Origin of the sequence: Amycolatopsis dendrobii, assembly GCF_014145675.1 — a bacterium.
Classification (GTDB): domain Bacteria; phylum Actinomycetota; class Actinomycetes; order Mycobacteriales; family Pseudonocardiaceae; genus Amycolatopsis; species Amycolatopsis dendrobii.
On record NZ_JACGZW010000015.1, the window covers coordinates 67,864 to 92,051 of the forward strand.

Below are 24,188 nucleotides of genomic sequence, written 5' to 3' on the forward strand. Positions count from 1 at the left end.
TTCAATCACTAGTGATACATTCGAAGAAGTATCACTAGTGATGGAGTTGGCGATGGTCGACGACGTGCTGATCGCGGTCGTGGTCGGGTTCCTGATCGTGCGGCAGTTCCAGTGGCGCTCCGCCGAACCGAGGCGGATGCTGCTGATGCCGCTCCTGGTGATCGCGGTGGGGCTGGTGTACCTGGGCTTCGAGCTGGGCGAAGGGTTCCAGCGGGCGGACTGGTTGCTGGCCGGCGAGCTCGTCCTGGTCGCGGGCACCGGCACCGCGATGGGGTGCGTGACGCGGTTCCGGCAGGCTGACGGGTTGCAATATCGGCTCACCGGTGCGGGAATCGTGCTGTGGGCGCTGTTTCTCGTGATCCGCATCGGCTCGTTCGCGCTGGCGAGCGTCCTCGGCGCGCATCTGCTCGACGCGACCGGGCTGATCCTGGTCTCGTTCGGTGTCAACAGGCTCGCGGCGAGTCTCGTGGTGCGGCATCGGTCTGTCCACTATGGAGGTAAAACCCCGGCGTATGGCCAAGAGACCGCCGGAACACGTCGATGAACGCGCTGGTCGTGGCAAACCCGCACAGCTGCGCCACGGACGTCACTGACCGTCCCTCCACCAGCAACCGCAAGGCGTGGTACAGCCGCAGTTGCGTACGCCACTGCGGAAACGTCATGCCGGTGTCCGCGCGGAACAGCCGGGTCAGCGTCCGCCCGCTGGCACCGGCAACGCGGCCCAGTGCTTCCAGGCTGCGCGAGTCCGACGGATCGGACTCCAGCAACTGGCACACGGCGACCAACCGCGGATCATGCGCGGCGGGCACCTGCACCGGGCGTTCCGGCGCCAGGATGAGCTGGTCGAACAACACCGCCCGCATCCGGTGGCCAGCCGGGGTCGAGCGGTCCTCGCCGAGTTCGGTGTACGCGATCAGCAGTTCCCGCAGCAGCGGGGTGACCGCCAGCGCCGTCGGTTCGGTCACCGGAAGCGGGCTCAGTTCCTGCGGAAAGCCGAACAGATGCAGCCGCGTGACGCCGTATGCGCGGTGGGAATGCACGGTGCCCGCCGGAATCCACAGTGCCCGGTGCGCGGGCGCGATCCACCGCGACTGGTCTGTGTGCACGGCCAGCACACCGCTGCTGGCATAGACGATCTGGTGTTCGTCGTGCCAGTGCTCGGCAATGCTCGCGGTGGCCGCCAGGTCGCGGGTGTTCGTGGGCGCGGTCGGCAGATGGCCGGAAATCGACACAATTCGGCATAATAACGGAATTGCGAAGGCTGCCGCGGGTCTGACGATGATCGGGTGACGACAACTCTCCCCGCCCCGGTCCGCGCCGCGCGCTGGCCGATGCCGCTGATGGTGATCGGCCACGCGGTCGACGACCTCTACCAGGGCGCGGTCCCCGCGCTCGTCCCGTTCCTCGTCGCCGAGCGGCATTACGGTTATCTCGCCGCGGCCGGGATCACGGTGGCCGCGACGTTGCTGTCTTCGGTGGTCCAGCCGCTCTTCGGCGTGCTGACCGACCGGCGGCCGATGCCGTGGCTCGTGCCGGTCGGGATGACGGTCGCGGGGGCCGGGATCGGGCTGTCCGGGCTCGCCGATTCCTACGCGCTGACCTGGCTCGCGATCGCGCTGTCCGGCCTCGGCGTCGCCGCCTATCACCCGGAGTCGGCGCGGATCGCCCGCCGGATCGCCGGCGACGGGCACGTCGGGATGAGCTGGTTCTCCTTGGGCGGCAACGTCGGGTTCGCGTTCGGGCCGATCGTCGTCACCCCGGTGCTGCAAGCGGGCGGGCTCGGCGCGACGCCGTATCTGGTGCTGCCCGCGCTCGTCGCCGGGGTGGTCATCGCCGCGTTGTTCCGGCGGATGAGCGACCTGCATTCCGGGGCGCATCGGAGGGCACCCGCCGGGCGCGACGACTGGCGGCAGTTCGGCTGGCTGACCGTCGTGGTCGTCGGACGCTCCATCGCGGCCTTCTCGCTCAACACCTTCCTCGCCATCTGGGTCACGCAGCGAACCGGCAGCGTGTTCGCCGGGGAAGTGGCGTTGGTGGTGCTGTTCGGCGTCGGTGCGCTGGGCACGCTGCTCGGCGGGGTGCTGGCCGGACGCTGGGGCCGGATCCGGACGGTCCGCGTTTCGTACGCGGCGGCGGTGCCCGCGGTCGCCGGGATCGCGCTCATGCCGGGGTACGGCGTGTTTCCGCCGGTCGCGCTCGCGGCGGTGGCGTTGTATGTGCCGTTCTCGCTGCATGTGACGCTGGGGCAGGACTACTTGCCGAACCGGCTGGGCACCGCCAGCGGGGTGACGCTCGGGCTGGCCGTCAGCGTCGGCGGAGTGGTCGCGCCTGTGGTGGGGGCACTCGCCAACGCGGCCGGGTTGCAGTGGGCGTTGCTGGCGCTCGCGGTGCTGCCCGCGGTGTCGGTGTTCGCCGCGCGGCGGCTACGAGAACCACAGCGCGAGCCGCGGGATTAGCGCGTCGGGTCCTTGCCGTTCGGCTGCGAAGGACCGGGCCCAGGCGACCACCAGCCCCAGACGGTCTTCTCGCCGTGCCGCACCGTCGGCTCGACCCCGGTCGTGTAGGGCTCGATCTGCAGCAGCTGTCCCCACGACTGGTAGGGCTGCCCGTTCAGGTAGCTCGGCACCTCGGGCTCGTCCGCGATCTCCTCGAGCCAGCCGTTCGGGCCGCCGTTGGTGCTGGACGCCCATTTCGCCTCGTCGGCGAGCTGGCCGGGGGTGATCCGGTAGTCCGGCATCGCGGAGATGCCGTCGTGCGAGGTGACCGGGTTCGCGCACGGGTACACGAACGACGCGGGCCAGTCGATGTACACCGATTTGCCCGCGAGCTTGTCGGTGAGCGTGGTGAAGGTCGGCACGCGCGGCGCGGACGCGGCGATCCAGCCGTCCTCGGTCAGGTCGTTGTCCACCATCACGATCCGCACCGACGTGGTTTCCGGCGGCAGGTCGCGCAGGTTGATCCGGGTGTCGTTCCAGCCGCCGGTGCCCGCGCCGGGCGGGAGCGCGAACTGGCCGCGCAGCACCCGCACGCCCTCCGGGGTGTTGACGCCGTACTCCAGGCTCACCGACGTCGGCCGCCGGGGCTGGCTCGCGGTGGCGACCACGATCTGGCCGTTCTCGGTCCGGTCGGTGAGCGCGTACCAGTCGCTGCGCAGCCGTCCGGCGCGCGTCTGGGTGTCGAGGTAGCTGCTCCACATCGGCACCTGGTCCTGCTTGAACCCGTGCGGCGGTTCGGCCAGCGGGTCCTTGTCGTCGACCGGGCTGGTGTGGAAGCCGGTCTGGACCCGGCCGTTGTCCTGGTCCGGGTTCGGCAGCGGGTTCGGCGGGTTCTGCGTCACCGGTTTCTCCGGCACGGTCCGCTGTTCGGGCTGCGGGTGCAGGATGCTCTTCGCCGCGTCGCGCTCGACCATCACGTGGTCGGACAGGTTGCAGCTCTTGCCGAACAGATGCCCGATGTTGGCCGCGCCGAGGCTGTAGCTGTCGCGCTGGAAGTAGATCGCCGCGCCCATCGTGTAGATCTCGCCCGCCGCGACCAGGCCGCACACCACGACCAGCGACAGCGAACCGAGCCGCAGCGACCGGCTCCGGCCTTCCTGCGGCGCCGGTCCCGGCCGGTGCGCCCGGACGTTCTCCACGAACGCGTAGATCCCGGCGACCGCGGCGGCCCCGAGCAGGATCGTCGACAGCGGGACGCCGCCGATCGACGGTGCGCCGGTCGTCCACGGCACCCCGATCTTCGAGACGAACCAGTACGCGTTCGGCCCGGTCGCGGCGAGCGCCCCGACCACCAGCAATACCGCGAGGAACGCCGCACGGTTGCGGTTGGAACGGAGCACGGTGGAACTGGTCGCGAGCGCGGTGAGCGCCGCCATGGACGCGCCGACCGCGGCGAACGCGCCGAAGTGGTGCGTCCATTTCGTCGGCGTCAGCGCGAGCAGCAGGAAGAACAGCGCGGTGGTGCCGATCAGCCTGCGGCTCGGCCCGAGCGCGGCGCCGGGAATCCGGCCGCGGCGCAGCAGCACCACCAGGCAGGTCATCGTGCAGAGCAGCACGAGCAGCACCGGGAACCGGCGCGGCGCGGAGCCGTCCGGCAGGTTCTCGAACAGCAATTGGTACCGCGCGAGTTCCTGGAACCACGACAGGTTCGGGCCGACCGCGGTGCGGATGCGGGTGGCCTCCTGGACCGTCGCGAACGTCTGGTCGGCGAACATCACCACGAGCACCAGGAAGCCGGACGCGAGGATCGGCGCGAGCATCGGCAGCCAGCCGCTCGACGATCGCTGCCGGACCAGCTTGAACAGCGGTCTCCCGGCGACCAGGAACGGAGCCACGGCGATCAGCCCGGTCGGCGTCGCGGCGAGGGTGAACGCGGCGGCGGTGAGCCCGAGGCACAGCGGCAGCAGCCGGCGGGTGACCAGCGCGCGTTCGACCGCGCAGATCGCCAGCAGCGACCCGAGCGCGGCGACCGGTTCCGGCCGGACGCCGTTGTTGTAGGGCATCCACCAGACCAGGAACACCGCCGCGGCGGCCCAGCCCGCGGCGCGGCTGCGGCGGACCTGGGTGCCCAGCCGCGGCATCACCTCGCGGCTGATCAGCAGCCAGCTGATCACGCCGAGCAGGTACGAGGGCAGCCGGATCCACGGCGGCACCGTGCTGACGTGCGTCATCAGCTCGTACAGGTGGTAGAACCAGCCGAACGGGGCCTCCGCGACGCCGAACCAGCGGTGGTAGTTCGTGAGGTATCCGGTGGCCTCGGTGACCCGGGCCATGGTGAGGATGTAGCCGTCGTCCGAGGTCACCGGCCCGATGAAGACCCACGCGCCGAGCACGCCGAACACCGTCGCGTCGCGGCCGGTGAGCCGCCACCAGCCGACCGGGGCCCAGCGCGGCGCGCGGCGGGCGAACCCGGAGTCCATCCGCCACACCGCGATCAGGCAGCCGAGGAACGACAGCGCGGCCAGGATGCCGACGACGATCTTCAGCGTGGTCGGCGAGGTCTGGTAGCGGGTGTCCGGGACGACCGACACGTGCAGCCCGGCGATCGGGTCGCGCGCGGAGGTGATCGAGGAGTAGATGCCGAGCACGCGCGGCCGGACGTCGCCGGTGGTGTGGAAGATCGGGGTCTTGCCGACCGAGAGCGTCATCTGGGTCGCGTCGGCGTCGAGCGTCACCGAGCAGCCGGTCTCCGGGAGCGGCTGCTGCGAGATCTGCTGGCCCTGGCTGGACGCGAGCAGCACGCCGTTGTCGACGCGCAGCTGCATGCCGACGCCGTTGGCCGCGTGCTTGCCGGTGCGCCCGTCCGGGACGGTGGAGAACAGCAGCGCGGGGCCGTTCGTGCGCGCGTCGAGCGAGCGGATCGTCTCGCAGGGCAGCTCGGCCTTCAGGTCCTGTGCCCAGTACCCGGTCAAGGGCGCGTTGACGGCACGCGTGTCGGAGGCGACGGGCCAGACGACTTCCGCGGTGTCCTGCACTACGGGCAGGAAGGGATAGGCCAGGGCGCACAGCGCCGAAAGCAACCCCAGCACTACGGCAATCGGACGCATTAGAGGAAATCTATTGGGTCACCCCGACAGGTTTACGCTGACCCCTCGTCGCGCGGGGTGAACCGCTCGTGGTGTAACGCGCTGGCCAGCGGCGCGCGGCTGCGCCAGCCGTGCCGTTCGAGGTCGGGGACCTCGGCCAGATTCGTTACCGGTCCTACACAAAGCCAGGCCACCGGGCGGATCCCGGCGGGAATGCCGAGCAGGTCCGCGAGCGCGGGTTCGCGGTAGAAACTCACCCACCCGACGCCGAGGCCCTCCGCGGTCGCGGCGAGCCACAGGTTCTGGATCGCCAGGCACACCGAGTACAGCCCGGCGTCGGCGATCGCGTGCCGTCCGAGCACGGCCGGGGCGCCGCGCTGCTCGTCGTAGGTGACGACGATGCCGAGGCTCGATTCGCGGATGCCTTCGACCTTGATCTTGGCGAACGTCTCCGCCCGCTCGCCGTCCAGGGACGCGGCGAAGACTTCGCGCTCCTCGTGCACGTGGCGGGCGAATTCCTCGCGCGTCGCGGGGTCGCGGACCAGCACGAAGTCCCACGGCTGGCTCATCCCGACGCTCGGCGCGGCGTGCGCGGCCTCGAGCACCCGGGTGAGGACGGCGTCGTCGATCGGTTCGCCGGTGAACTCGGCGCGGACGTCGCGGCGGCGGTGCAGGACGTCGTAGAACAGTTGATTCATTGGTTGAGCACCCATTCGGCTGCGGCGGCTGCGTCCGCGGTTTCCGGAGCGGACGGTCGGGGCGGGCGGCGCACGATGACCACCGGGAGGCCGAGTTCCCGCGCTGCGGTCAGCTTCGCGGCCGTCATCGCGCCGCCGCTGTCCTTGGTGACCAGCACGTCGATGTCGTGTTCGGTCATCAGCGCGCGTTCGCCGTCGAGGCGGTACGGGCCGCGGTCGAGCACCACCTCGTGGCGGCGCGGCAGCGGCTGGCCGGGCGGGTCGACGCAGCGGATCAGGAACCACAGCGGGTCGAGGTCGGCGAACGCGGCCAGGCCCTGGCGGCCGCTGGTGAGGAAGACGCGGCTGCCGAGGCCGGGCAGGAGCGCGGCGGCTTCTTCGAGGTCGTCGGCCCAATGCCAGCGGTCGTCCTCGGTCGGCTGCCAGCCGGGGCGGGCGAGGCGCAGGAGCGGAATGCCCGCGGCTTGGGTGGCGTGGAAAGCGTTGGCGGCGATGCGTTCCGCGAACGGATGCGTGGCGTCGACCACTGCCTGTACACCGTTTTCGCGCAGCCAAGCCGTAAGGCCTTCGACGCCGCCGAATCCGCCGACCCGTACTTCTCCGACCGGCAGGCGCGGTCGCGTGACGCGTCCGGCGAGCGAGGAGACCACGTCGACGCCGCGTTCGTGCAGCTGGGCGGCGAGGTCGCGGGCTTCCGCGGTGCCGCCCAGGATCAGGACGGTCATCGCCCGTACCCGACGGCCGCGCGCCACCGGTCGAGGGTGCGCATGTTGGCGAGCGTTTCGGCCCAGGTCAGTTCCGGTCCTTGCCGGTTCGCGACATGGGCGGCGACGTAATCCGCTTCCCGCGCGTAAACCCCTTGGGTGGCTTCGATTTCGATGATCTCCGGCTCGCCGTCCGACGGGGTCAGCACGATCGTCGACACGCCCGGAGTGCGGAGTTCGTGGATCCACGCGGGTTTCGGCACGTACAACTGGCCGGCGGTGCCGTAGATCCGGATGTGGTCGTCCTGCGTGAGCAGGTAACCGCAGGACAGCTGCGCGATGATGTCGCCGGGCAGTCGCAGCAGGCCCATCGCGAACTCGTCGACGCCGCTTTCGGCGAGCCGCGCCATGCCGGTGAGGCGCGTCGGCTCGACCGCCGGAGTTCCGGTCGCGGCCTGCGAAACCAGCCGGGCGAGCGAGGTGCAGTAGCAGCCGACGTCGAGGATTCCGCCCCCGCCGAGCGCGGGATCGCCGAGGCGGGCCGCGTCGTTCTCGTCGGAGTCGAAGCTGAACGTGACGTCGACGGCGCGGACCTCGCCGATCGCCCCGGATTCGATCAGTTCGACCAGCCGTCGCGTCTGCGGATGCAGCCGGTACATGAACGCTTCCATGAGGAAAACGTCGTTGCGCCGTGCGGCATCGATGACCTTCTCCGCGTCGGCCGCGGTGAGCGTGAGCGGTTTTTCGCACAGCACGTGCTTGCCCGCTTCGGCGGCCCGGATCGCCCATTCCTCGTGCTGTGCGTGCGGAGTGGCGACGTAGACCGCGTCGACGTCCGGGTCGGCGAGGAGTTCTTCGTAGCTGCCGTACGCCTTCGGGATTTCGTACCTGGTCGCGAAATCACGTGCCCGCTCGGCCGTGCGCGAGGCCGCCGCGGCGAGCACGCCGTGGCGGCTTTGCTCGACGCCCGCGGCGAATTCGGCGGCGATGGTCCCGGTGGCCAGCAGGCCCCAGCGCAGATCCGTCACAATGACTCCGGTTGGCTCGCCCGGTCCCGGGTGCTCGAATACAGGAAACTGTCCGGGAATCCGCCCGCGGCGAGGACCCGGCCGACGAAAATCGTGGCCGCGCGGGTCATTCCGGCGGCCCGCGCTTGACCGGCGATGTCGGCGAGGGTGCCGCGCACCACCGTTTCGCCGGGCTGGCTGGCCAGCGCGACGACGGCGGCGGGACAGTCCTCGCCGTAGTGCCCGGCGAGTTCTCCGGTGACGCGCTCGATGTGATTGATCGCCAGGTGCAGCGCGAGAGTCGTGCCGGTGCGGGCGAAATTCTCCAGCGTTTCGGCGTCCGGCATCGCGGTGGACCTCGCCTGCGCGCGCGTGATCACGAGACTCTGCCCGATGCCCGGGACGGTCAGTTCGCGGCCGAGCACGGCAGCGGACGCGGCGAACGCGGGAACGCCGGGCACCATCTCGTAGGGCACGCCTTCCGGTTCCAGCCGCCGCACCTGCTCGGCGACCGCGCTGTACAGCGACGGATCTCCGGAACACAGCCGCGCGACGTCGTGGCCGGCTCGATGCGCTTCGACCAGTTTCGCGGTGATCTCCTCCAGGCTGAGGTTCGCGGTGTCGACGCGTTCGGCGTCCGGCGCGCAGTAGGCGAGCAGGTCGGTCGGCGTCATGCTGCCCGGGTACAGGCACACCGGGCAGCGCGCGAGCAGGTCGCGGCCGCGCACGGTGATCAGGTCGGCCGCGCCCGGCCCGGCGCCGATGAAGTAAACGGTCATTTCCAGCTCCACTGCGTGACTGCCCGGGACGGCGTCCATCCGGTGAACCCGCCGAGCGGTTTCGCCTGCTCCACGGAGATCCGTTGCAGTTCCCCGCCGTGCCGGGCGTAGGCGGCGGCCAGGATCTGCTCGGCTTCGAGGGTGACACCGTGCGCGACGATCCGGGCGTCGGTTTCGACACACTGATCGAGGACTCCGGGCACGGTCAGGCCGCCGCCGACGAAGATCGCGTCGGGGCGGGGGAGGCCGGCGAGCGCCTCGGGTGCCGGACCGGTGACCACCTGTAATTCCGGCACGCCAAGGGTATTGGCGTTGCGCTGGACGCGTCCGGCGCGCGCGGGGTCGCGTTCGATCGCGATGGCGCGGTTCAGCGGATGTGCGCGGGACCATTCGATGCCGATGCTGCCCGCGCCCGCGCCGACGTCCCAGAGGAGTTCGCCCGGAGCCGGTGCCAGGCGGGCGAGGGCGGACGCGCGGAGGTCGCGTTTGGTGAGCTGGCCGTCGTGCTCGAAGGCGTCGTCGGGGAGGCCGACGAGCGGGAGGCCGGGGCCGGTGCAGCGCACGGCGAACACGGTGAGCGGGCCGGGGTCGCGGGTCCAGCCGTCGGTGATCCGCTCGTCCTCCGCGCCGAGGTTTTCCAAGGCGGTAAGGGCGGAATCGCCGTACCCGCGGGCTTTGAGCAGCTCGCGCAGTTCGGTCGCGGAACCGCCCAGGACCAGCAGCTTTCGGTTCGGTGCCAGGGCGCGCGCGACGCGATGGACGGCGCGGCCGACGACCGTCACGACCTCGGTTTCCTCGAACGACCAGCCGAGCCGCGCGCGGGCCAGCGTCGCCGAGGAGATCGCGGGGTGGACGTCGAGCGCGTACCCGCGGTCACGCAGGGTGGTGGCGATGCCGGACAGGTACGGATCGCCGCTGGCCAGCACGCACACGCGGCCGCTCTGCTCGGCCAGGAACTCGTCGAGCGCGGGCAGCAGCGGGCTCGGCCAGGGGCGGGTGCGGAGGTCTTCCGGCAGGGACTTCAGCTGCCGTTCCGAGCCGAGCACGACGTCCGCCCGCCGCACGGCGGCACGGGCCGCCGGGGTGAGCCCGGCCCACCCGTCGGCCCCGATCCCGACCACCGTCAGGCGTGATTCTTCGCGCACGATTTCCCACCCTAAGCGAGAGCTTCGCTGTGCGATGATCGGCCGGACGCCGACCCACAAGGGAGTGCTCTTGAAGCCCTATCCGTTCACCGCTGTCGTCGGGATGCCGGACCTGCGTCTGGCGCTCGTCCTGTCCTCGATCTCGCCCGCGGTCGGCGGGGTGCTGGTGCGGGGCGAGAAGGGCACCGCGAAGTCGACCATGGTGCGCGCGCTCGCCGGGCTGCTGCCGGGTGTCGACGTGGTGGACAGCTGCCGGTTTTCCTGCGACCCGGTCAGCCCGGACCCGGTGTGCCCGGACGGCCCGCACGAGGCGGGCGTCCCCGCGCACCGGCGGCCGGCGCGGCTGGTGGAACTGCCGGTCGGCGCGGCCGAGGACCGGGTCGTCGGCTCGCTGAACCTGGAGAAGGCGCTGTCCGAAGGCGTCACCGACTACCAGCCCGGGCTGCTGGCCGCAGCGCACCGCGGGCTGCTGTACGTCGACGAGGTCAACCTGCTGCACGACCATCTGGTGGACACGCTGCTCGACGCGGCGGCGATGGGCCGGGCGACGGTCGAGCGCGAGGGCGTTTCCGTCTCGCACGCCGCGCGGTTCGTGCTGATCGGGACGATGAACCCGGAGGAAGGCGAACTGCGGCCGCAGCTGCTCGACCGGTTCGGGCTGACCGTCGAGGTCGCGTCGAGCCGGGATCCGGAGCAGCGCGTCGAGGTCGTCCGGCGACGGCTTGCCTACGAAGCGGATCCGGACGGGTTCGCCGACGGCTACGCCGAGGCGGACGCGGCGCTGGCGGCGGAGATCGAGGCGGCGCAACGGCTTTTGCCGTCGGTGAAGCTGCCGGACGAGGCGCTGCGGCAGATCGCCGAGGTGTGCGCGTCGTTCGAGGTCGACGGCATGCGCGCGGACATCGTGACGGCGCGGACGGCGGTCGCGCACGCGGCGTGGGCCGGGCGCGCCGAGGTCACCACCGAGGACATCCGGGTCGCGGCGCGGCTCGCGCTGCCGCACCGGCGGCGGCGGAATCCGTTTGACGCGCCGGGGATTTCCGAGGAGCAGCTGGAACAGGCGCTGGAGGATTCGCAGCCGCCGCCCGAGGGGCCGGACGACGATGGCCCGTCCGGCGGCGGGCCTGGACCGGATGACAGCGGGCCGGTTCCGGATGGCGGTCCGGCCGAGGGGACTCCGTCTTCCGGGCCTTCCGAGCCGACGGGCAATGGGTCTTCGCCGCAAAAGACGGTCGGCGCCGGGGACACCTTTCGCGCGCGGGTGTTCCGGGTGAAAGGCACCGGCGAGGGCGAGCGCGGCCGTCGGTCGCGCGCCATCACGGACACCGGCCGGACGATCGGCGTGCAGCCGCCCAGCGTGCGGGACGGACGGCCGCATCTGGTCGCGACGATCCGTGCTGCCGCACCGCATCAGCAGGCGCGGGGCCGGTCCGGGGCGGGTCTCGAAGTGCGTTCGGCGGACCTGCGGTTCGCGCTGCGCGAAGGCCGCGAAGGCAATCTGGTGCTGTTCTGCGTGGACGCGTCGGGGTCGATGGGCGCGCGGGCACGGATGCGGGAAGTGAAGACCGCCGTGCTTTCCCTGCTGTTGGATGCCTACCAACGGCGGGACAAGGTCGGTCTGGTCACGTTCCGCGGCACGGATGCCGAGCTGGCGCTCCCGCCGACGATCAGCGTCGAAGCAGCCGCGGCCCGGCTGGAAGGCCTGCCGACCGGCGGACGCACGCCGCTCGCCGAAGGACTGCTGGAAGCCGCACGGGTGCTGCGGGTCGAGGCGATCCGTGACCCGCGCCGTCGTCCGTTGCTGGTGCTCGTCACCGACGGCCGCGCTACGAGCGGCTCCGACGCGGTCGCCCGGGCCAAGGCCGCCGCGGGTCTGCTGACCGACGTGACGACGATCGTGATGGACTGCGAGACCGGCCGGATGCGCCTCGGCCTGGCCGCGGAACTGGCCGGGCACTTGGGAGCCGAGCACGTGCCACTGTCCGATGTGGCCGCTGAATCGCTGGCTTCGGCCGTGCGCGAACGGACGGGGAGGGCTGCCTGATGCCGCAAGGGAAACCGGCTGTCGTGCCGAAGGACGGGCTCACCACGCGGCAGCGCCGCAACCGTCCGCTGCTCGCCGTGCACACCGGCGAGATGAAAGGGAAATCGACCGCGGCGTTCGGAATGGCGTTGCGCGCGTGGAACCAGGGCTGGTCGATCGGCGTGTTCCAGTTCGTGAAGTCGGCGAAATGGCGCGTCGGCGAGGAAGCCGCGTTCAAGGCGCTCGGGAAGCTGCACGACGACACCGGGCAGGGCGGTCCGGTCGAGTGGCACAAAATGGGCGAGGGCTGGAGCTGGTCGCGCAAGCAGGGGTCCGAAGAGGACCATGCCGCGAACGCCCAGGAAGGCTGGGCGGAAATCAAACGACGGCTCGCTGCCGAAACGCACGATTTCTACGTCCTGGACGAATTCAGCTACCTGCTCAAATGGGGCTGGCTCGAGGCGGACGACGTCGTGTCCGCTTTGGCCTCCCGGCCCGGGCACCAGCACGTCGTGATCACCGGCCGGTACGCGCCGCCGGAATTGATCGAGGCCGCGGACCTGGTCGCGGAAATGACGAAGGTGAAGCACCCGATGGACGCCGGGCAGAAGGGCCAGCGGGGGATCGAGTGGTAGCACGGGTCGTCATCGCCGCACCCGGTTCCGGGCACGGCAAAACCACCATCGCGGCCGGGCTCATGGCCGCGTTGCGCACGGCCGGGCACGCGGTGTCCGGGCACAAGGTCGGCCCGGACTTCATCGACCCCAGTTACCATTCGCTCGCCACCGGCCGTCCCGCGCGGAACCTGGACCCCTTCCTGCAAGGCGAGGACACGCTGGCTCCGTTGCTGCGCCACGGTTCCGCGGGTGCGGACATCGCCGTGATCGAAGGCGTGATGGGCCTTTTCGACGGCGCCTTGGGCACCGAAGGTTACGCGTCGACCGCCCACGTCGCGCGATTGCTCGACGCACCAGTCGTGCTGGTGGTCGACGCTTCGGCGGCCTCCCGCAGCGTCGCGGCGACCGTGCTGGGGTTCGCGCAATACGACACGCGCGTCCGGCTCGCCGGGGTGATCCTGAACAAGCTGGGCTCGCAACGGCACGAGGACGAGATCGTCACCGCTTTGGAAGCGACCGGCGTCCCGTTGCTGGGTGCCTTGCGGCGCAACGAAAACGTGCATGCGCCGAGCCGGCACCTCGGCCTGGTTCCCGCCGCCGAACGTGCCGCGGAGTCGCAGCGGTTGCTGCCGGAACTGGCGGAATGGGTCGCCGCCGGGGTCGATCTCGGAGCCATTGTGCGGGTGGCCCGAAGTGCTCCCGCGCTGACTGGTCCGTTGTGGAACGCCGGTCCGGAGTGGGACGGTCCACGTGCGACGCTCGCCGCCGCCGGCGGTCCGGCGTTCACCTTCCGCTACGCCGAGAACATCGAACTGCTGGCCGCTCGCGGAATCGACGTCGTGGACATCGACCCCTTGCGGGACAAGGCCTTGCCTGCCGGGTGTGCCGGTTTGTACTTCGGCGGCGGGTTCCCGGAAGTGCACGCTGCCGAGTTGTCGGCCAATGCGGAACTCCGGACGGCCGTCGGCGCGGCGATTGACGCCGGGATGCCGGTGAGCGCGGAATGCGCGGGCTTGCTGTACCTGTGCCGTTCGCTGGACGGATTGCCGATGGTCGGCGCCGTGGCCGCGGACGCGACCATGACTTCGCGGGGGAAGCTCGGCTACCGCCGGGCTGTCGCGGTCGCCGACAACGTGCTCGCAGCGGCCGGACAGCGGGTCACCGGACACGAGTTCCACCGCACCGAAATCGCGCCCGCCCATGGGGAAACCGCCGCGTGGGGCTGGGATCGCAGCCTGGACGGATTTGCTTCAGCCTCCCTGCACGCGTCTTACTTGCATGTCCACTGGGCCGGACATCCCGAACTGGCGGACCGTTTCGCCTCGCAGGTGCGCGCCCGTTCCCTGGCAGCAGTCCATGGCTGATTACGACCTCCACCACCACGGCGATCGCGAGGTTGGCGATGGGCTCGTCGACCTGGCCGTGAACGTCCGGCTCCCGGCCCCGCCTTCGTGGCTGCGTGCCGAACTCGCCGCCGCCCTGGACGACCTGGCCGCCTACCCGGACCCGACTCGCGCCGCGGAAGCCGTCGCCACCCGACACGGCCGGGATTTCGGCGACGTCCTCGTGACCGCCGGCGCCGCGGAAGCGTTCACGCTGCTGGCTTCGCTTCCGGCTGAGCACGCGGTAGTGGTCCACCCGCAATTCACCGAACCGGAAGCCGCCCTGCGCGCCGCCGGACACCCGGTCGACCGAGTCCTACTGTCCGAAGCGGACGGTTACCGTCTGGATCCCGCCGCGGTCCCCGATTCGGCTGACCTGGTCTTCATCGGCAATCCGACCAACCCGACCTCGGTCCTGCACCCAGCCGCTTCGCTGCGAGCCCTGGCACGCCCCGGGCGGGTGCTCGTGGTGGACGAAGCTTTCCTCGATGCCGTCCCCGGAGAAGTCGAAAGCCTTGCCGGAGAACGAATCCCCGGCGTCGTGGTGTTGCGCAGCCTCACCAAAACTTGGGGCTTGGCGGGCCTGCGCGCCGGATACGTCCTCGGCGAACCATCGCTGATCGCCCGCCTGCGCGCGGTGCAGCCGCCCTGGTCAGTGTCCACTTTGGCCGCCGTAGCGACGGTCGCCTGCTGCCGCCCCGCCGCCCTGGAAGAGGCCGAAAAACTGGCCGCTGCCGCGGAAGCCGACCGCGACTATCTGGAATCCGGCTTGGCCGCACGGGGAATCCCCGTACTCGGCACCGCGCGCGGCCCGTTCGTGCTGGTCCGAGTCCCCGGCGGCGCGGACGTCCGGCTGCGACTGCGCGAAGCAGGCTACGCCGTCCGCCGCGGCGACACTTTCCCCGGCCTCGGCCCAGATCACCTGCGCATCGCGGTCCGCGACCGCGCGACGACGGACGCTTTCCTCGCCGCGTTGGCTAATGCTTCTGGAGCGCGGTGAATTCCTCGAGCCAAGCGTAATTCGGCGCTGCCGTGCCGTCGGGATTCTTCTGGACGGTCGCCCGCGCGAACACGCTGTTGAGGAGCCACGGCGGAGTATCCGGCCCGAAGTCCCCGCCCTTGAGCGCGGCAATGCCCTGATCGATCCCGTACGCGGCGACGGCGAGCTTGCCGGTCGCGCGGAACTTCGTCATCTGGTCGGTGAGGAAGTTCTTGTTGTTCTCGAACCACGGGCTGGTGCGGAGGAAATCGTCCCACCGCGCCTTGGGGAACGGCTGGTGCAGCGCGTTGCGGATGACCTGCCAGACCAACGTGTCCTTGGGCACGTGGTACTTGTCCGCGTACTCGGCCGAGATCCGGTCGGCGAGATGCTTCTTCCACAGCTGGACCAGCGAAAACTCGGTGACGAGAAACTTCTTGCCGCCCAGCTTGGGCAGGGTGTAATCGAGAAATGCCTGAACCTGGTCCGGCGCCCCGACGTGCGGATGCAGGTCGGTGCCCTCGATCTCCGGCGTCTCGCGGACGTACTTCATCCAGCGTTCCGTGCCCGCGCCAGTCCACTTGGGATTCTCGAGATTGTTGAGCGCGCCCATGTACAGGACGGTCTTTCCCTTGCGCTGCTTGATCACATGGGCTGCGACGGTCTCGTAGAATTCGTTGAGCGCGCCGTTGTTCCAGTCGGACTGCGGGCATTCGATGAACGGCTCGTTGCCGATCACCAGGATGTCGACCTTGTCCATGACCGCCGGAAGCACTTTGTCGACCCGCGCGAGATCGGCCTGCATCGCCGGGGTCCCGGGCCGCGGGATCTGCTTGTGGGAGTCGGGAAAGTACGGAAACTTGAGCGACAGCACGGTGCCGTACTGGCGGTCGGCCGCTTGCCGCAATGTCTTGATCGTCGGATTTTCGGTGGCGTCGTGCTTGTCCAGATCGGGCATCGCGGTGAACCCGCGCACCCACTTCGCGGCGGACCGCTGGAGCTCGTCCCAGCCCATCGTGTCCGGATCGGCGTTGAAATTCGCCCCGAGCGCTCCGTCCGCCTTGGGCGCGGCGGTGTTCGGAGCGGGACTGTCCGGCGTCGAACTGCAGGCCGCCGTGGCGAGAACCGAAAAACCGGCGGACAACTGGAAGAGCCGACGCCGGGTAAGGCGCGCGGATTCGGGCGAGCTGGGTGCCACGAGGTCCCCTCGGTCATGCGTCGCGGACCCTCCCTTGGTAACACGAGTAGTGCGCGCGTCGCAGCCCGGGACTGGTGGCCTGCCCAGAAGTACCAGGAAAATCGGTTGCCGTGCGCCCTTGCCAGCCGACGGGGCGGAAGCCCTCGGCTGGGCTCTTGATTCGGTGAGCGTCGATCTCACGGTGCCCGATGCCGTTCCGGACGGTGATTCAAGTGCCGTGTTTCCCCGGCGCGCCTTGGTCGCGGATGCCGGCGATTTCTTTTCCTGATTCAGGCGCTCGCCAGTAACGCCGCAGCCGCCGCCACCTCGACGCAACCGCCCAAGACGTCGCCGGTCACTCCGCCGATGCGTTGGACGCACCGGGCCAGCAAGACCGCTGCCGCCGCGTAGCCGAGTGTCACCGCGAGAACCCCGCGCCACCACGGCAAACCCGGCGTCAGCGCGGCACATCCCGCCGCGAGTGCGAACACCGCCGCGGACACCAGGACGGGGACTGATCCGGCGACCGTCGCGCCCAGACCCTCCGGGCGGGCCGAGGGGACCCCTCGTGCGCAGCACAGCGAGAGGACACACCGTCCACAGAGGATGGACAGGACCGCGGCGGCGACCCCGTGTCCGTGCGCGATCGCGCCGGTCAGCGCGCCGACCTGGACGAGCAGGACGAAAAGCAGCGTCGCGACACCGGTGGGTCCGGAGTCGCCGCGGCGCATGACGTCGAGGGCTTTCGCGCGGTCGTAGGAGGCACCGAGTCCGTCGGCGGTGTCGGCCAGGCCGTCGAGGTGCAATCCGCGGCTGCCCAGGGCTGCTGCCCCCAGCGCGAGTGCGGCTACGGCCAGCGCGGGGAGTCCGATCGCGACCCCGCCCGCCACGATGAGCCCGGCCACCGCGGCGAGGGGGAGCGCGGCGAGCGGGCCGAGCGCCATCGCCACGCCCGCGACCCGACGGTCGATCGTGCGCGGGGCGGGGACCGGGACGGTTGTCAAGGTGCCTACGGCGAGGCGGATGCCGTCGCTGAGCCGGCTCACGGGGTGCGCCCCAATGTGGCATTGGGTGCGTGGGACGCACCGAATGCCACATTGGGTGCGTCTAGCGCACCCAACGCCACATTGGGGCGATCCTCAGCGAAACGGATGCCGCGCCCATCCGCGGACCGGGCCGCTAACCGAGTCCCGCGCTGGACGCCGGACTCAACCTCAGCGGGGGTCCCGGGCCGAATCCCGGCCAAAGCGCTGGCTCGAACCCTAGCCGAACCCGCGAATCGAATCCCGGCCAAAGCGCTGGCTCGAACCTCAGCCGAACCCGCGAATCGAACCCCGGCCAAAGCGCTGGCTCGAACCCCAGCCGAACCCGCGAACTGAACCCCGGCCAAAGCGCTGGCTCGAACCCCAGCCGAACCCGCGAACTGAACCCCGGCCAAAGCGCTGGCTCGAACCCCAGCCGAACCCGCGAATCGAATCCCGGCCAAAGCGCTGGCTCGAACCTCAGCCGAACCCGCGAACCGAACCCCGGCCAAAGCCCTGGCCCGAACCGCGAACCCGCCCCCGGGCCAAGCCTGCCCTCTATGCACCCCGTTCACCCGAGGTCCGCCAGCAAACCCATCTCCGCGATCACCGCACGAGCCGCCCGCAGGGTCGGCACGGCCTGCACCGCGCCGCTGCCCTCGCCGAGCCGCAAGCCCAGGTCCAGGATCGGCGTCAACCCCAGCGCCTTCAAAGCAAACGCTTGCGCGGGTTCCGTCGACCGATGCCCCGCCAGCCACCACTGCTCGGCACCCGGCGCGATGTCCCGGGCCACCAGCGCGGCCGTCGCGGAGAAGATGCCGTCCAGCAGCACCGGGATTCCCCGGACGGCAGCTTCCACCAGGAATCCGGCCGTCGCGGCGAGGCAGGCGCTGCCGAGGGCCGTCAGGCGGTCGAACGGATCGGTCACGGGGCGTCGCGCCAAAGCAGCGGCGACTACAGCGGTCTTGCGTTCCAAAGCCTCGCCGGAGACCCCGGTGCCGGCGCCCACTACCTCAGCTGCGGGAAGGCCCAGGGCCGAAGCCACGACCGCGGCGCAGACGGTCGTGTTGCCGATGCCCATGTCGCCGGGAATGAGAACGTCCGCAGTGGACTCCGAGGCAGCGATGGCACGACCGGCTTCGAAAGCGGCAAGCGCCTCGCCCGGGGCCAAAGCGTCCTCGACGTCGATGGCACCCGAACCGCGGCGGATCTTGTGGGCGGTGACTTCGCCGGGAACGTCCGCGGCGTCCCAGTCGACCGCGATGTCGGCGACCCGCACAGAAGCCCCGACCTGTGCTGCGAGGACTGTTACCCCGCTGCGCCCGGCGAGGAATACGCGCACCATCGCGGCCGTGACCTCGCGGGGGTACGCCGACTGCGCCGACACCCCGTGGTCGCCGGCGAAGACGACCACGCGGACGTCGTCCAGCGGGCGCGGCGGAACCACTCCGTGCGCGGCGCTCAGCCAGGCCGCGAGTTCCTCCAGCCGGCCGAGCGAGCCGACCGGTTTGACCAGGCCGTCCAGGCGCTCCAAGGCGGCGGCGCGGGCGGCGGCGTCCGGGACGGGGATGGCGAAACTCGGCACGGCTTGCTCCTCACGGAAGGTCGAGCGCCCGCCCGGCGACGATGAGCGAAACCCGGTCGCTGTCGGCGGACACCCGGTTGTTGAGTGCGCCCAGCACATCACGGAACAGCCGCCCGGACACCGTTGCGGGCACCACACCGCTGCCGACCTCGTTGCTGACCGCGACGATCGGCACCCGCGCCTGGCTCCACGCGGCGAGGAAATCCTCGAGCCGGTCGTCCAGTCTGCGCTCCCAGCCCGATTTGCCCGACCACGCGCCGACCTCGTCGAGGACCCGCGACAGCCAGGTGCCGAGGCAGTCGATCAGCAACGGGCTCGTCGCGTTGCGCAGCACGGTCGCCAGGTCGGTGGTCTCGACCGTGGTCCAGTGGCGCGGGCGGCGGGCCCGGTGCGCCTCGACGCGGGCGGCCCATTCCGGGTCCTCGGCCGACGGGGGCAGCCCGGGAGCGACGTACACGAGGTGGGGGTGGTGCGCGACGAGCCGCTCCGCGTGCCTCGACTTGCCCGAGCGAACCCCGCCGAGAACGAGCACCTTGCCGTCGTCGCGTCCGTACCGGCGGAGGGCCTGCGCCAGGGTTTCGAGAGACCCGGCGAGCCGGTGCGTCAGCTTGGTCATACCCGGCATTCTCTCCCGCGCGCTACGGTTCGCCACGTGCCACTCCGACAAGCCGTCACCGCGGCCGGGCTGATCGCCGGATACGCCGCCGACGCCTGGTTCGGCGACCCGCGCCGGGGGCATCCGGTCGCGGCCTTCGGCACCGCCGCTGGCCAGCTGGAACGCTGGTGGTGGGCCGATTCCAAGCCGCGCGGGGCGGCGTACGCGGCGGTCTGCGCGGGCTCTGCCGCCGGGCTCGGGATCCTCGCGGAAAGGGCGGTCCGGAACCGGCCGGGTGTCCGATTTGTCCTGACCGCCGCGGCGACGTGGGCCGTACTGGGCGGGCGAGGACTCGCCGCGGAGGGGCGTGAAATGGCGCGATTACTCGAATCGGGTGAATTGCCCGCCGCCCGGAAGCGGCTCAGTCACCTCTGCGCGCGCGACGCCACCGGTCTCGGCGCGGCCGAGCTGACCCGCGCGGCCACCGAATCGATCGCCGAGAACACCTCCGACGCGGTCGTCGCGCCGCTGCTGTGGGGCGCGGTCGCGGGTGTGCCGGGGCTGCTCGGATACCGCGCGGTGAACACCCTTGACGCGATGGTCGGCTACCGCTCGCCGCGGCACCGGAACTTCGGCTGGTTCGCCGCGCGCACCGACGACTGGGCAAACCTGGTGCCGGCGCGCGTCGGCGCGGTGCTGACGACGGTGACCGCGCCGCTCGCCGGCGGGCACGCCCGGTCGGCTTGGCGGGCTTGGCGACGCGATGGCCGCGCGCATCCGAGCCCGAACGCGGGACAGGTCGAAGCGGCTTTCGCCGGGGCGCTGGACATCCGGCTCGGCGGCACGAATACGTATCACGGCGAGGTCGAGCGCCGGAGCACCCTCGGCGACGGACGTCCGCCGGGGGCGAGCGATCTGCGCCGGGCGGTGCGGTTGTCGCGGCTGGTCGGGGCGGCGGCGCTGGCGGTCGCGGCGGGAATCGCGGTGGCTCGGTGAGCAGGCTGCCGAGCGCGGGCATTACGGTGGCGGGATGAGCGGGCTGCTGATCGCCGGGACCACCTCCGACGCCGGGAAAAGCCTGGTCACCGCCGGAATCTGCCGCTGGTTCGCGCGGCGCGGCGTGCGGGTCGCGCCGTTCAAGGCGCAGAACATGTCGAACAACTCGATGGTCTGCGCGGACGGCGCGGAGATCGGCCGCGCGCAGTGGCTGCAGGCGCGGGCCGCGCGGGCGGAGCCGGAAGCGGCGATGAATCCTGTGCTGCTCAAGCCGGGCAGCGACCGGCGCAGTCACGTCATCGCGCTCGGCAAGCCGTACGGCACCCTCGAAGCAGGCGAATACGCCACCGGCCGGGCAGGGCTCGCCGACATCGCCTTCGGAGCGTTTGCCGAACTGCAGCAACGGTTTGACGTCGTTGTCTGCGAGGGCGCGGGCAGTCCGGCGGAGATCAACCTGCGTTCCGGCGACTACGTCAACATGGGCCTGGCACGGCGGTTTTCCCTGCCGGTGCTGGTGGTCGGCGACATCGACCGCGGTGGGGTGCTGGCGGCGATGTTCGGGACGCTCGCGTTGCTGTCGGCCGAGGACCAGGCGCTGGTCGCGGGCTGGCTGGTGAACAAGTTCCGCGGTGACGTCGGATTGCTGCGGCCTGGTCTGAACAGCCTGGAGAAGGTCACCGGACGGCCGGTGCTCGGCGTCCTGCCGTGGCTGGACCGGGTGTGGATCGACTCCGAGGACGCCCTCGCCGCTGCCGGATGGCGGCACGAAGCCGCGCAACGCGGGTTGCGCGTCGCGGTCGTGCGGTTCCCGCGGGCGTCCAACGCCACCGATGTCGACGCGCTCGCGGCGGAGCCGGGTGTGACGGTGAGCCTGACCGCTGATCCGGATACCGTCGCCGCGGCGGATCTCGTCGTGCTGCCGGGTTCGAGGGCCACTGTGGACGATCTGAAGTGGTTGCGCGGCAGGGGTTTGGCGGACGCGGTGACCGCGCGAGCCGCAGCGGGACGTCCGGTGCTGGGGATCTGCGGCGGGTACCAGATGCTCGCGGAGTCCATTGAGGACGATGTCGAATCCGGGGCCGGGTTCGTCGAAGGATTGGGGCTCTTGCCGACCCGCGTGAAGTTCGCCGAGGAGAAGATGCTCGGCCGTCCGGTCGGCGAATGGCGCGGCCATCGGGTGGAGGCGTACGAGATCCACCACGGCAGCGCCGACCCGGCGGACGCGGAGTCGTTTTTGGACGGTTACCGGGTCGGTTCGGTCTGGGGCACGACGTGGCACGGCGCCTTGGAAAACGACGGGTTCCGGCGCGCTTGGCTCGCCGAAGCAGCGGCGCAGGCGGGCATCGAATGGCGGGCGGCCGAGGGTGCGCCGGGGTTCGCGGACCTGCGCGAGGACATGCTGGACCGGCTGGCCGACGCGATCCAGTCCGAAGTGGACACCGGGATGCTGATGGCGCTCGCGGAGGCGGGCGCGCCGGGAGGATTGCCGTTCGTGCCGCCGGGCGCGCCCTGACCGGACGGTTCAGGCGAGCCCGGCGTCGTGCACCAGAATCGCGACCTGCGTGCGGTTCGCGGCCTCGGTCTTGGCCATGATCCGTCCCAAGTGGACCTTCACGGTCGCCTCGCTGAGGCCGAGCCCGCGGGCGATCTCGGCGTTGCTCGAACCCTGTCCGACGGCCACCGCGACCTCGCGTTCGCGCGGCGTCAGCGGTTCGAGCCGGGCGCGGGCGGGCGTCGGCGTGGCGGCGCCGGCGAAGTGCGTCAGCAGCCGCCGCGTGATGGACGGCGACAGCATCGCCTCGCCGCTGCCCACCACGTGCATCGCTTTGACCAGCTCGCGCGGCGGCGTGTCTTTCAGCAGGAATCCCGTGGCACCGTGGCGAAGCGCCTCGTGGACGTACTCGTCCAGGTCGAACGTCGTCAGCACGACCACCGCGGGCGCGTCCGGTTCGGCGGTCACCAGACGGGTCACCTCCAGGCCGTCGACCTCGGGCATCTGCACGTCGGTGAGCACCAGGTCGGGGCGGTGCTCGCGGACGAGGGCGAGCGCTTCGCGGCCGTCGCCGGCTTCCGCGACCACCTCGATCCCCGGGTCGGACTCCAGGATCATCCGGATGCCGCTGCGCACGAGCACCTCGTCGTCGATCAGCAGGATTTTCAGCACGATTCCTCCGCTCGCAACGGGAACGCGGCCCGCACCCGGTAGCTGCCCGCGCCGTCCGGGCCGGCGCGGAGCGTCCCGCCGGTCAGCGTGACGCGTTCGCGCATGCCGATCACTCCGTAGCCCGCGCCGGGCAGCCCGGACGACTCGGCGAGCGGATTGGCCACTTCGACCACCAGGTCGGCGCCGGAAGCGGACAGTCGCACGTCGATCGCCGTTCCCGGCGCGTGTTTCGCCGCGTTGGTGAGCGCTTCCTGCACGATCCGGTACGCCGCGCGCCCGATCGGATCGGGCACGTCCGGCATCGGTTCCGGCAGGCTGGTGCGCACCTGCGCACCGGCGGCGGCGAGGTCGTCGGCGAGCTGGCGGATCCCGCCCAGCGTCGGATCCGGCAGCGAACGCGGTTCCGGGCCGTCGTCGCGGAGCACCTTCAGGATGTCGCGCAATTCGTTGAGCGCGGCGGAACTCGATTCGCGGATCACCTCGGCGAGCTGCGCCGTCTCGTCGTCCTTGGCGCACACCGACAGCGCGCCCGCCTGCAGCGCGACGATGCTGACCCGGTGCGCGACCACGTCGTGCATCTCGCGCGCGATCCGCCGCCGCTCGGCCGTCACGGCCCGCTCGCCGAGCAGGTCCCGCTCGCGTTCGGCCTGCTCCGCGCGGTCGCGCAGGGCCACGAGCAACGCTGCGCGCTGGTGCATCCACAGCCCGGCCAGCACCGGCACGACGACCTGCATGACGAGGGCGAGCCCGAACGTCTTCCAGTCCGGCGGATTCGACGGCCGGATGAACGACACCACGAGCCCGATTTCCGCGAGCACCGCGACCGCGGTCGGCCAGCGGAGCCCGCGCAGCGAAGCGACCGTGTAGAGGGTGACGGTGGTGCCCCACAACGGCGGCGTGGCCAGCGCGACGCCGACCGAGACCAGCATCGCGGGCAGCGGGAACCGGCGGCGCAGCAACACCGCCAGGAACATCACCGCGACGGCGACCGGCCAGAACCACGGATGGTCCGCGTCCGGCAGGTCGCCGGCCAGCGTCAGTCCGAGCACGGCGAGCGCCGCGGCCAGGTCGATCAGGTGGTTGCGCACTCAGCCACCGTAGGCCCTGCACGAAATTCCCCCACCGGGCGTTCGGGAGGGAAAGGGGCGTCAGCGGCCGGCGAACCTGGCGATCGAGGCGAGCAGATCGTCCACATGGGACTCAAAGCCGGGCCGGGGCGGCTCCGGGCAGCCGGGCAGTTCGGTGCACCCGGGCACGAGCCGCAGCAGGGCGTCGACGGTGCGGCGCTGGTGGAACGGATTGTCCGGGACGGACGGGAGCACGCCGACCGGCAGGGCGAGCGTGGCCAGGTCGGCGTCGGCGACGCCGCGCAAGGTCTCGCCGCGCAGCAGGGCACGCGGGACCGAGGCAGCGCGGGCGTCCACCGCGGCGTCTCCGGCGGTGGCGGGCCAAGCCAGCAGCAGCCGGTCGACCTGCCGCGGATAGTCCAGCGCGAGCCGGACGGCCGCGGAGCACCCGTTCGAACCGGCCACGACCACGACCGGCTGACCGGGCAGGAAGGACGCGAGATGCGCGGCTTCGGCGGACCAGTCCGGCGGCTCGCGGAGACGGTCGGGGACCAGCACCGTGCGGCCGTCCCGGCGGAGGCCGCCGGTGATGCCGGGACGCGTCCAGAAACGGTCGGCGTCCATGTCGTCCGCCAGCCCGCCGTGGACCAGGAGAAGCGTGCTCGGCATGGCGCACTCCAGTTGCCGAAGGGTTTTCCCGGGGTATTCTGCCGAGCGTCGCGATCAA

Annotated in this window: 22 protein-coding genes; 8 read left to right on the top strand and 14 right to left on the bottom strand. The window is 71.1% G+C overall.

Features of this window, described 5'->3' with window-relative positions; all coding sequences use genetic code 11:
• Positions 1 to 40 precede the first annotated feature (40 nt).
• Positions 41 to 544, top strand: a complete 504-nt coding sequence (locus H4281_RS36600; protein ID WP_182895438.1) for a hypothetical protein — start codon at positions 41 to 43, stop codon at positions 542 to 544.
• Here H4281_RS36600 and H4281_RS36605 read toward each other — a convergent pair.
• The gene (locus H4281_RS36605) at positions 444 to 1,232 is read right to left on the bottom strand and encodes an AraC family transcriptional regulator (RefSeq protein ID WP_182895439.1); all 789 of its coding nucleotides are present in this window, start codon (positions 1,230 to 1,232) and stop codon (positions 444 to 446) included. The two genes, H4281_RS36600 and H4281_RS36605, sit on opposite strands and share 101 nt — an antisense overlap.
• A gap of 54 nt (positions 1,233 to 1,286) precedes the next feature.
• Here H4281_RS36605 and H4281_RS36610 point away from each other — a divergent pair, with 54 nt between their 5' ends.
• Entirely contained in the window at positions 1,287 to 2,456 is a 1,170-nt protein-coding gene (locus H4281_RS36610; protein WP_312872248.1) for an MFS transporter, read from the top strand.
• On the opposite strand, the gene H4281_RS36615 is transcribed toward H4281_RS36610, so the two are convergent.
• Genes H4281_RS36615 through cbiE form a run of 6 tightly spaced genes read right to left on the bottom strand, consistent with a single transcriptional unit; the run spans position 2,453 to position 9,854 of the window.
• The gene (locus H4281_RS36615; RefSeq protein ID WP_182895440.1) at positions 2,453 to 5,542 is read right to left on the bottom strand and encodes an arabinosyltransferase domain-containing protein; all 3,090 of its coding nucleotides are present in this window, start codon (positions 5,540 to 5,542) and stop codon (positions 2,453 to 2,455) included. The two genes, H4281_RS36610 and H4281_RS36615, sit on opposite strands and share 4 nt — an antisense overlap.
• Before the next feature lie 32 nt (positions 5,543 to 5,574).
• A complete protein-coding gene (gene bluB / locus H4281_RS36620) occupies positions 5,575 to 6,219 on the bottom strand; it encodes a 5,6-dimethylbenzimidazole synthase (protein ID WP_182895441.1) in 645 nt (214 codons plus the stop codon).
• Positions 6,216 to 6,944 carry a cobalt-precorrin-6A reductase gene (locus H4281_RS36625; protein ID WP_182895442.1) on the bottom strand — a complete coding sequence of 243 codons (729 nt, stop codon included), beginning with the start codon at positions 6,942 to 6,944 and terminating at the stop codon, positions 6,216 to 6,218. Before H4281_RS36625 ends, bluB begins: the two co-directional genes overlap by 4 nt.
• On the bottom strand, positions 6,941 to 7,951 hold the full coding sequence (locus H4281_RS36630) for a Gfo/Idh/MocA family protein (protein ID WP_182895443.1): 1,011 nt from the start codon (positions 7,949 to 7,951) through the stop codon (positions 6,941 to 6,943). The genes H4281_RS36625 and H4281_RS36630 overlap by 4 nt, the downstream gene beginning before the upstream one ends.
• On the bottom strand, positions 7,948 to 8,709 hold the full coding sequence (cobM, locus tag H4281_RS36635; protein WP_182895444.1) for a precorrin-4 C(11)-methyltransferase: 762 nt from the start codon (positions 8,707 to 8,709) through the stop codon (positions 7,948 to 7,950). Before cobM ends, H4281_RS36630 begins: the two co-directional genes overlap by 4 nt.
• Positions 8,706 to 9,854 (bottom strand): precorrin-6y C5,15-methyltransferase (decarboxylating) subunit CbiE, encoded by a 1,149-nt coding sequence (cbiE, locus tag H4281_RS36640; protein ID WP_182895445.1) that lies wholly within the window; start codon positions 9,852 to 9,854, stop codon positions 8,706 to 8,708. Before cbiE ends, cobM begins: the two co-directional genes overlap by 4 nt.
• A gap of 70 nt (positions 9,855 to 9,924) precedes the next feature.
• Between cbiE and H4281_RS36645 the strand changes: the two genes are divergently transcribed.
• The 4 genes from H4281_RS36645 to cobC are packed head-to-tail and all read left to right on the top strand — an operon-like array spanning position 9,925 to position 14,876.
• On the top strand, positions 9,925 to 11,898 hold the full coding sequence (locus tag H4281_RS36645; protein WP_182895446.1) for a putative cobaltochelatase: 1,974 nt from the start codon (positions 9,925 to 9,927) through the stop codon (positions 11,896 to 11,898).
• Positions 11,898 to 12,512: a cob(I)yrinic acid a,c-diamide adenosyltransferase gene (gene cobO, locus H4281_RS36650; protein ID WP_182895447.1), complete on the top strand. Its 615-nt coding sequence runs from the start codon at positions 11,898 to 11,900 to the stop codon at positions 12,510 to 12,512. Before H4281_RS36645 ends, cobO begins: the two co-directional genes overlap by 1 nt.
• The gene (locus H4281_RS36655; RefSeq protein ID WP_182895448.1) at positions 12,506 to 13,858 is read left to right on the top strand and encodes a cobyrinic acid a,c-diamide synthase CobB; all 1,353 of its coding nucleotides are present in this window, start codon (positions 12,506 to 12,508) and stop codon (positions 13,856 to 13,858) included. Before cobO ends, H4281_RS36655 begins: the two co-directional genes overlap by 7 nt.
• A complete protein-coding gene (cobC, locus tag H4281_RS36660) occupies positions 13,851 to 14,876 on the top strand; it encodes an Rv2231c family histidinol phosphate aminotransferase CobC (RefSeq protein WP_182895449.1) in 1,026 nt (341 codons plus the stop codon). Before H4281_RS36655 ends, cobC begins: the two co-directional genes overlap by 8 nt.
• Here the strand turns inward: cobC and H4281_RS36665 are convergent.
• The 4 genes from H4281_RS36665 to H4281_RS36680 form a co-directional block, all read right to left on the bottom strand.
• Positions 14,854 to 16,053, bottom strand: a complete 1,200-nt coding sequence (locus H4281_RS36665) for a hypothetical protein (RefSeq protein ID WP_237596680.1) — start codon at positions 16,051 to 16,053, stop codon at positions 14,854 to 14,856. The two genes, cobC and H4281_RS36665, sit on opposite strands and share 23 nt — an antisense overlap.
• A 269-nt stretch (positions 16,054 to 16,322) precedes the next feature.
• Positions 16,323 to 17,078, bottom strand: a complete 756-nt coding sequence (locus tag H4281_RS36670) for an adenosylcobinamide-GDP ribazoletransferase (protein ID WP_182895450.1) — start codon at positions 17,076 to 17,078, stop codon at positions 16,323 to 16,325.
• Between the two features lie 547 nt (positions 17,079 to 17,625).
• Positions 17,626 to 18,639, bottom strand: coding sequence for a nicotinate-nucleotide--dimethylbenzimidazole phosphoribosyltransferase (gene cobT / locus H4281_RS36675; RefSeq protein ID WP_182895451.1), 1,014 nt, complete (start codon positions 18,637 to 18,639; stop codon positions 17,626 to 17,628).
• 10 nt (positions 18,640 to 18,649) lie between these two features.
• On the bottom strand, positions 18,650 to 19,255 hold the full coding sequence (locus H4281_RS36680; protein WP_043839015.1) for a bifunctional adenosylcobinamide kinase/adenosylcobinamide-phosphate guanylyltransferase: 606 nt from the start codon (positions 19,253 to 19,255) through the stop codon (positions 18,650 to 18,652).
• A gap of 36 nt (positions 19,256 to 19,291) precedes the next feature.
• Here H4281_RS36680 and H4281_RS36685 point away from each other — a divergent pair, with 36 nt between their 5' ends.
• Together H4281_RS36685 and H4281_RS36690 are read left to right on the top strand one after the other, a co-directional pair.
• Positions 19,292 to 20,230: a cobalamin biosynthesis protein gene (locus H4281_RS36685; protein ID WP_182895452.1), complete on the top strand. Its 939-nt coding sequence runs from the start codon at positions 19,292 to 19,294 to the stop codon at positions 20,228 to 20,230.
• A gap of 34 nt (positions 20,231 to 20,264) precedes the next feature.
• Entirely contained in the window at positions 20,265 to 21,743 is a 1,479-nt protein-coding gene (locus tag H4281_RS36690; RefSeq protein ID WP_182895453.1) for a cobyric acid synthase, read from the top strand.
• A gap of 9 nt (positions 21,744 to 21,752) precedes the next feature.
• On the opposite strand, the gene H4281_RS36695 is transcribed toward H4281_RS36690, so the two are convergent.
• From H4281_RS36695 to H4281_RS36705, 3 genes are read right to left on the bottom strand one after another with little or no spacing between them, the layout of a single operon-like run.
• Positions 21,753 to 22,394, bottom strand: coding sequence for a response regulator (locus tag H4281_RS36695; RefSeq protein ID WP_182895454.1), 642 nt, complete (start codon positions 22,392 to 22,394; stop codon positions 21,753 to 21,755).
• Positions 22,388 to 23,482 (bottom strand): sensor histidine kinase, encoded by a 1,095-nt coding sequence (locus H4281_RS46695; protein WP_182895455.1) that lies wholly within the window; start codon positions 23,480 to 23,482, stop codon positions 22,388 to 22,390. The genes H4281_RS36695 and H4281_RS46695 overlap by 7 nt, the downstream gene beginning before the upstream one ends.
• A gap of 60 nt (positions 23,483 to 23,542) precedes the next feature.
• A complete protein-coding gene (locus H4281_RS36705; protein WP_182895456.1) occupies positions 23,543 to 24,130 on the bottom strand; it encodes an alpha/beta fold hydrolase in 588 nt (195 codons plus the stop codon).
• Positions 24,131 to 24,188 lie beyond the last annotated feature (58 nt).

Coding starts and splice junctions, on each gene's coding strand:
- H4281_RS36600 (WP_182895438.1), top strand. CDS start 41: ATGGAGTTGGCGATGGTCGACGACGTGCTGATCGCGGTCGTGGTCGGG.
- H4281_RS36615 (WP_182895440.1), bottom strand. CDS start 5,542: ATGCGTCCGATTGCCGTAGTGCTGGGGTTGCTTTCGGCGCTGTGCGCC.
- bluB (WP_182895441.1), bottom strand. CDS start 6,219: ATGAATCAACTGTTCTACGACGTCCTGCACCGCCGCCGCGACGTCCGC.
- H4281_RS36625 (WP_182895442.1), bottom strand. CDS start 6,944: ATGACCGTCCTGATCCTGGGCGGCACCGCGGAAGCCCGCGACCTCGCC.
- cobM (WP_182895444.1), bottom strand. CDS start 8,709: ATGACCGTTTACTTCATCGGCGCCGGGCCGGGCGCGGCCGACCTGATC.
- cobO (WP_182895447.1), top strand. CDS start 11,898: ATGCCGCAAGGGAAACCGGCTGTCGTGCCGAAGGACGGGCTCACCACG.
- cobC (WP_182895449.1), top strand. CDS start 13,851: ATGGCTGATTACGACCTCCACCACCACGGCGATCGCGAGGTTGGCGAT.
- H4281_RS36680 (WP_043839015.1), bottom strand. CDS start 19,255: ATGACCAAGCTGACGCACCGGCTCGCCGGGTCTCTCGAAACCCTGGCG.
- H4281_RS36690 (WP_182895453.1), top strand. CDS start 20,265: ATGAGCGGGCTGCTGATCGCCGGGACCACCTCCGACGCCGGGAAAAGC.
- H4281_RS36705 (WP_182895456.1), bottom strand. CDS start 24,130: ATGCCGAGCACGCTTCTCCTGGTCCACGGCGGGCTGGCGGACGACATG.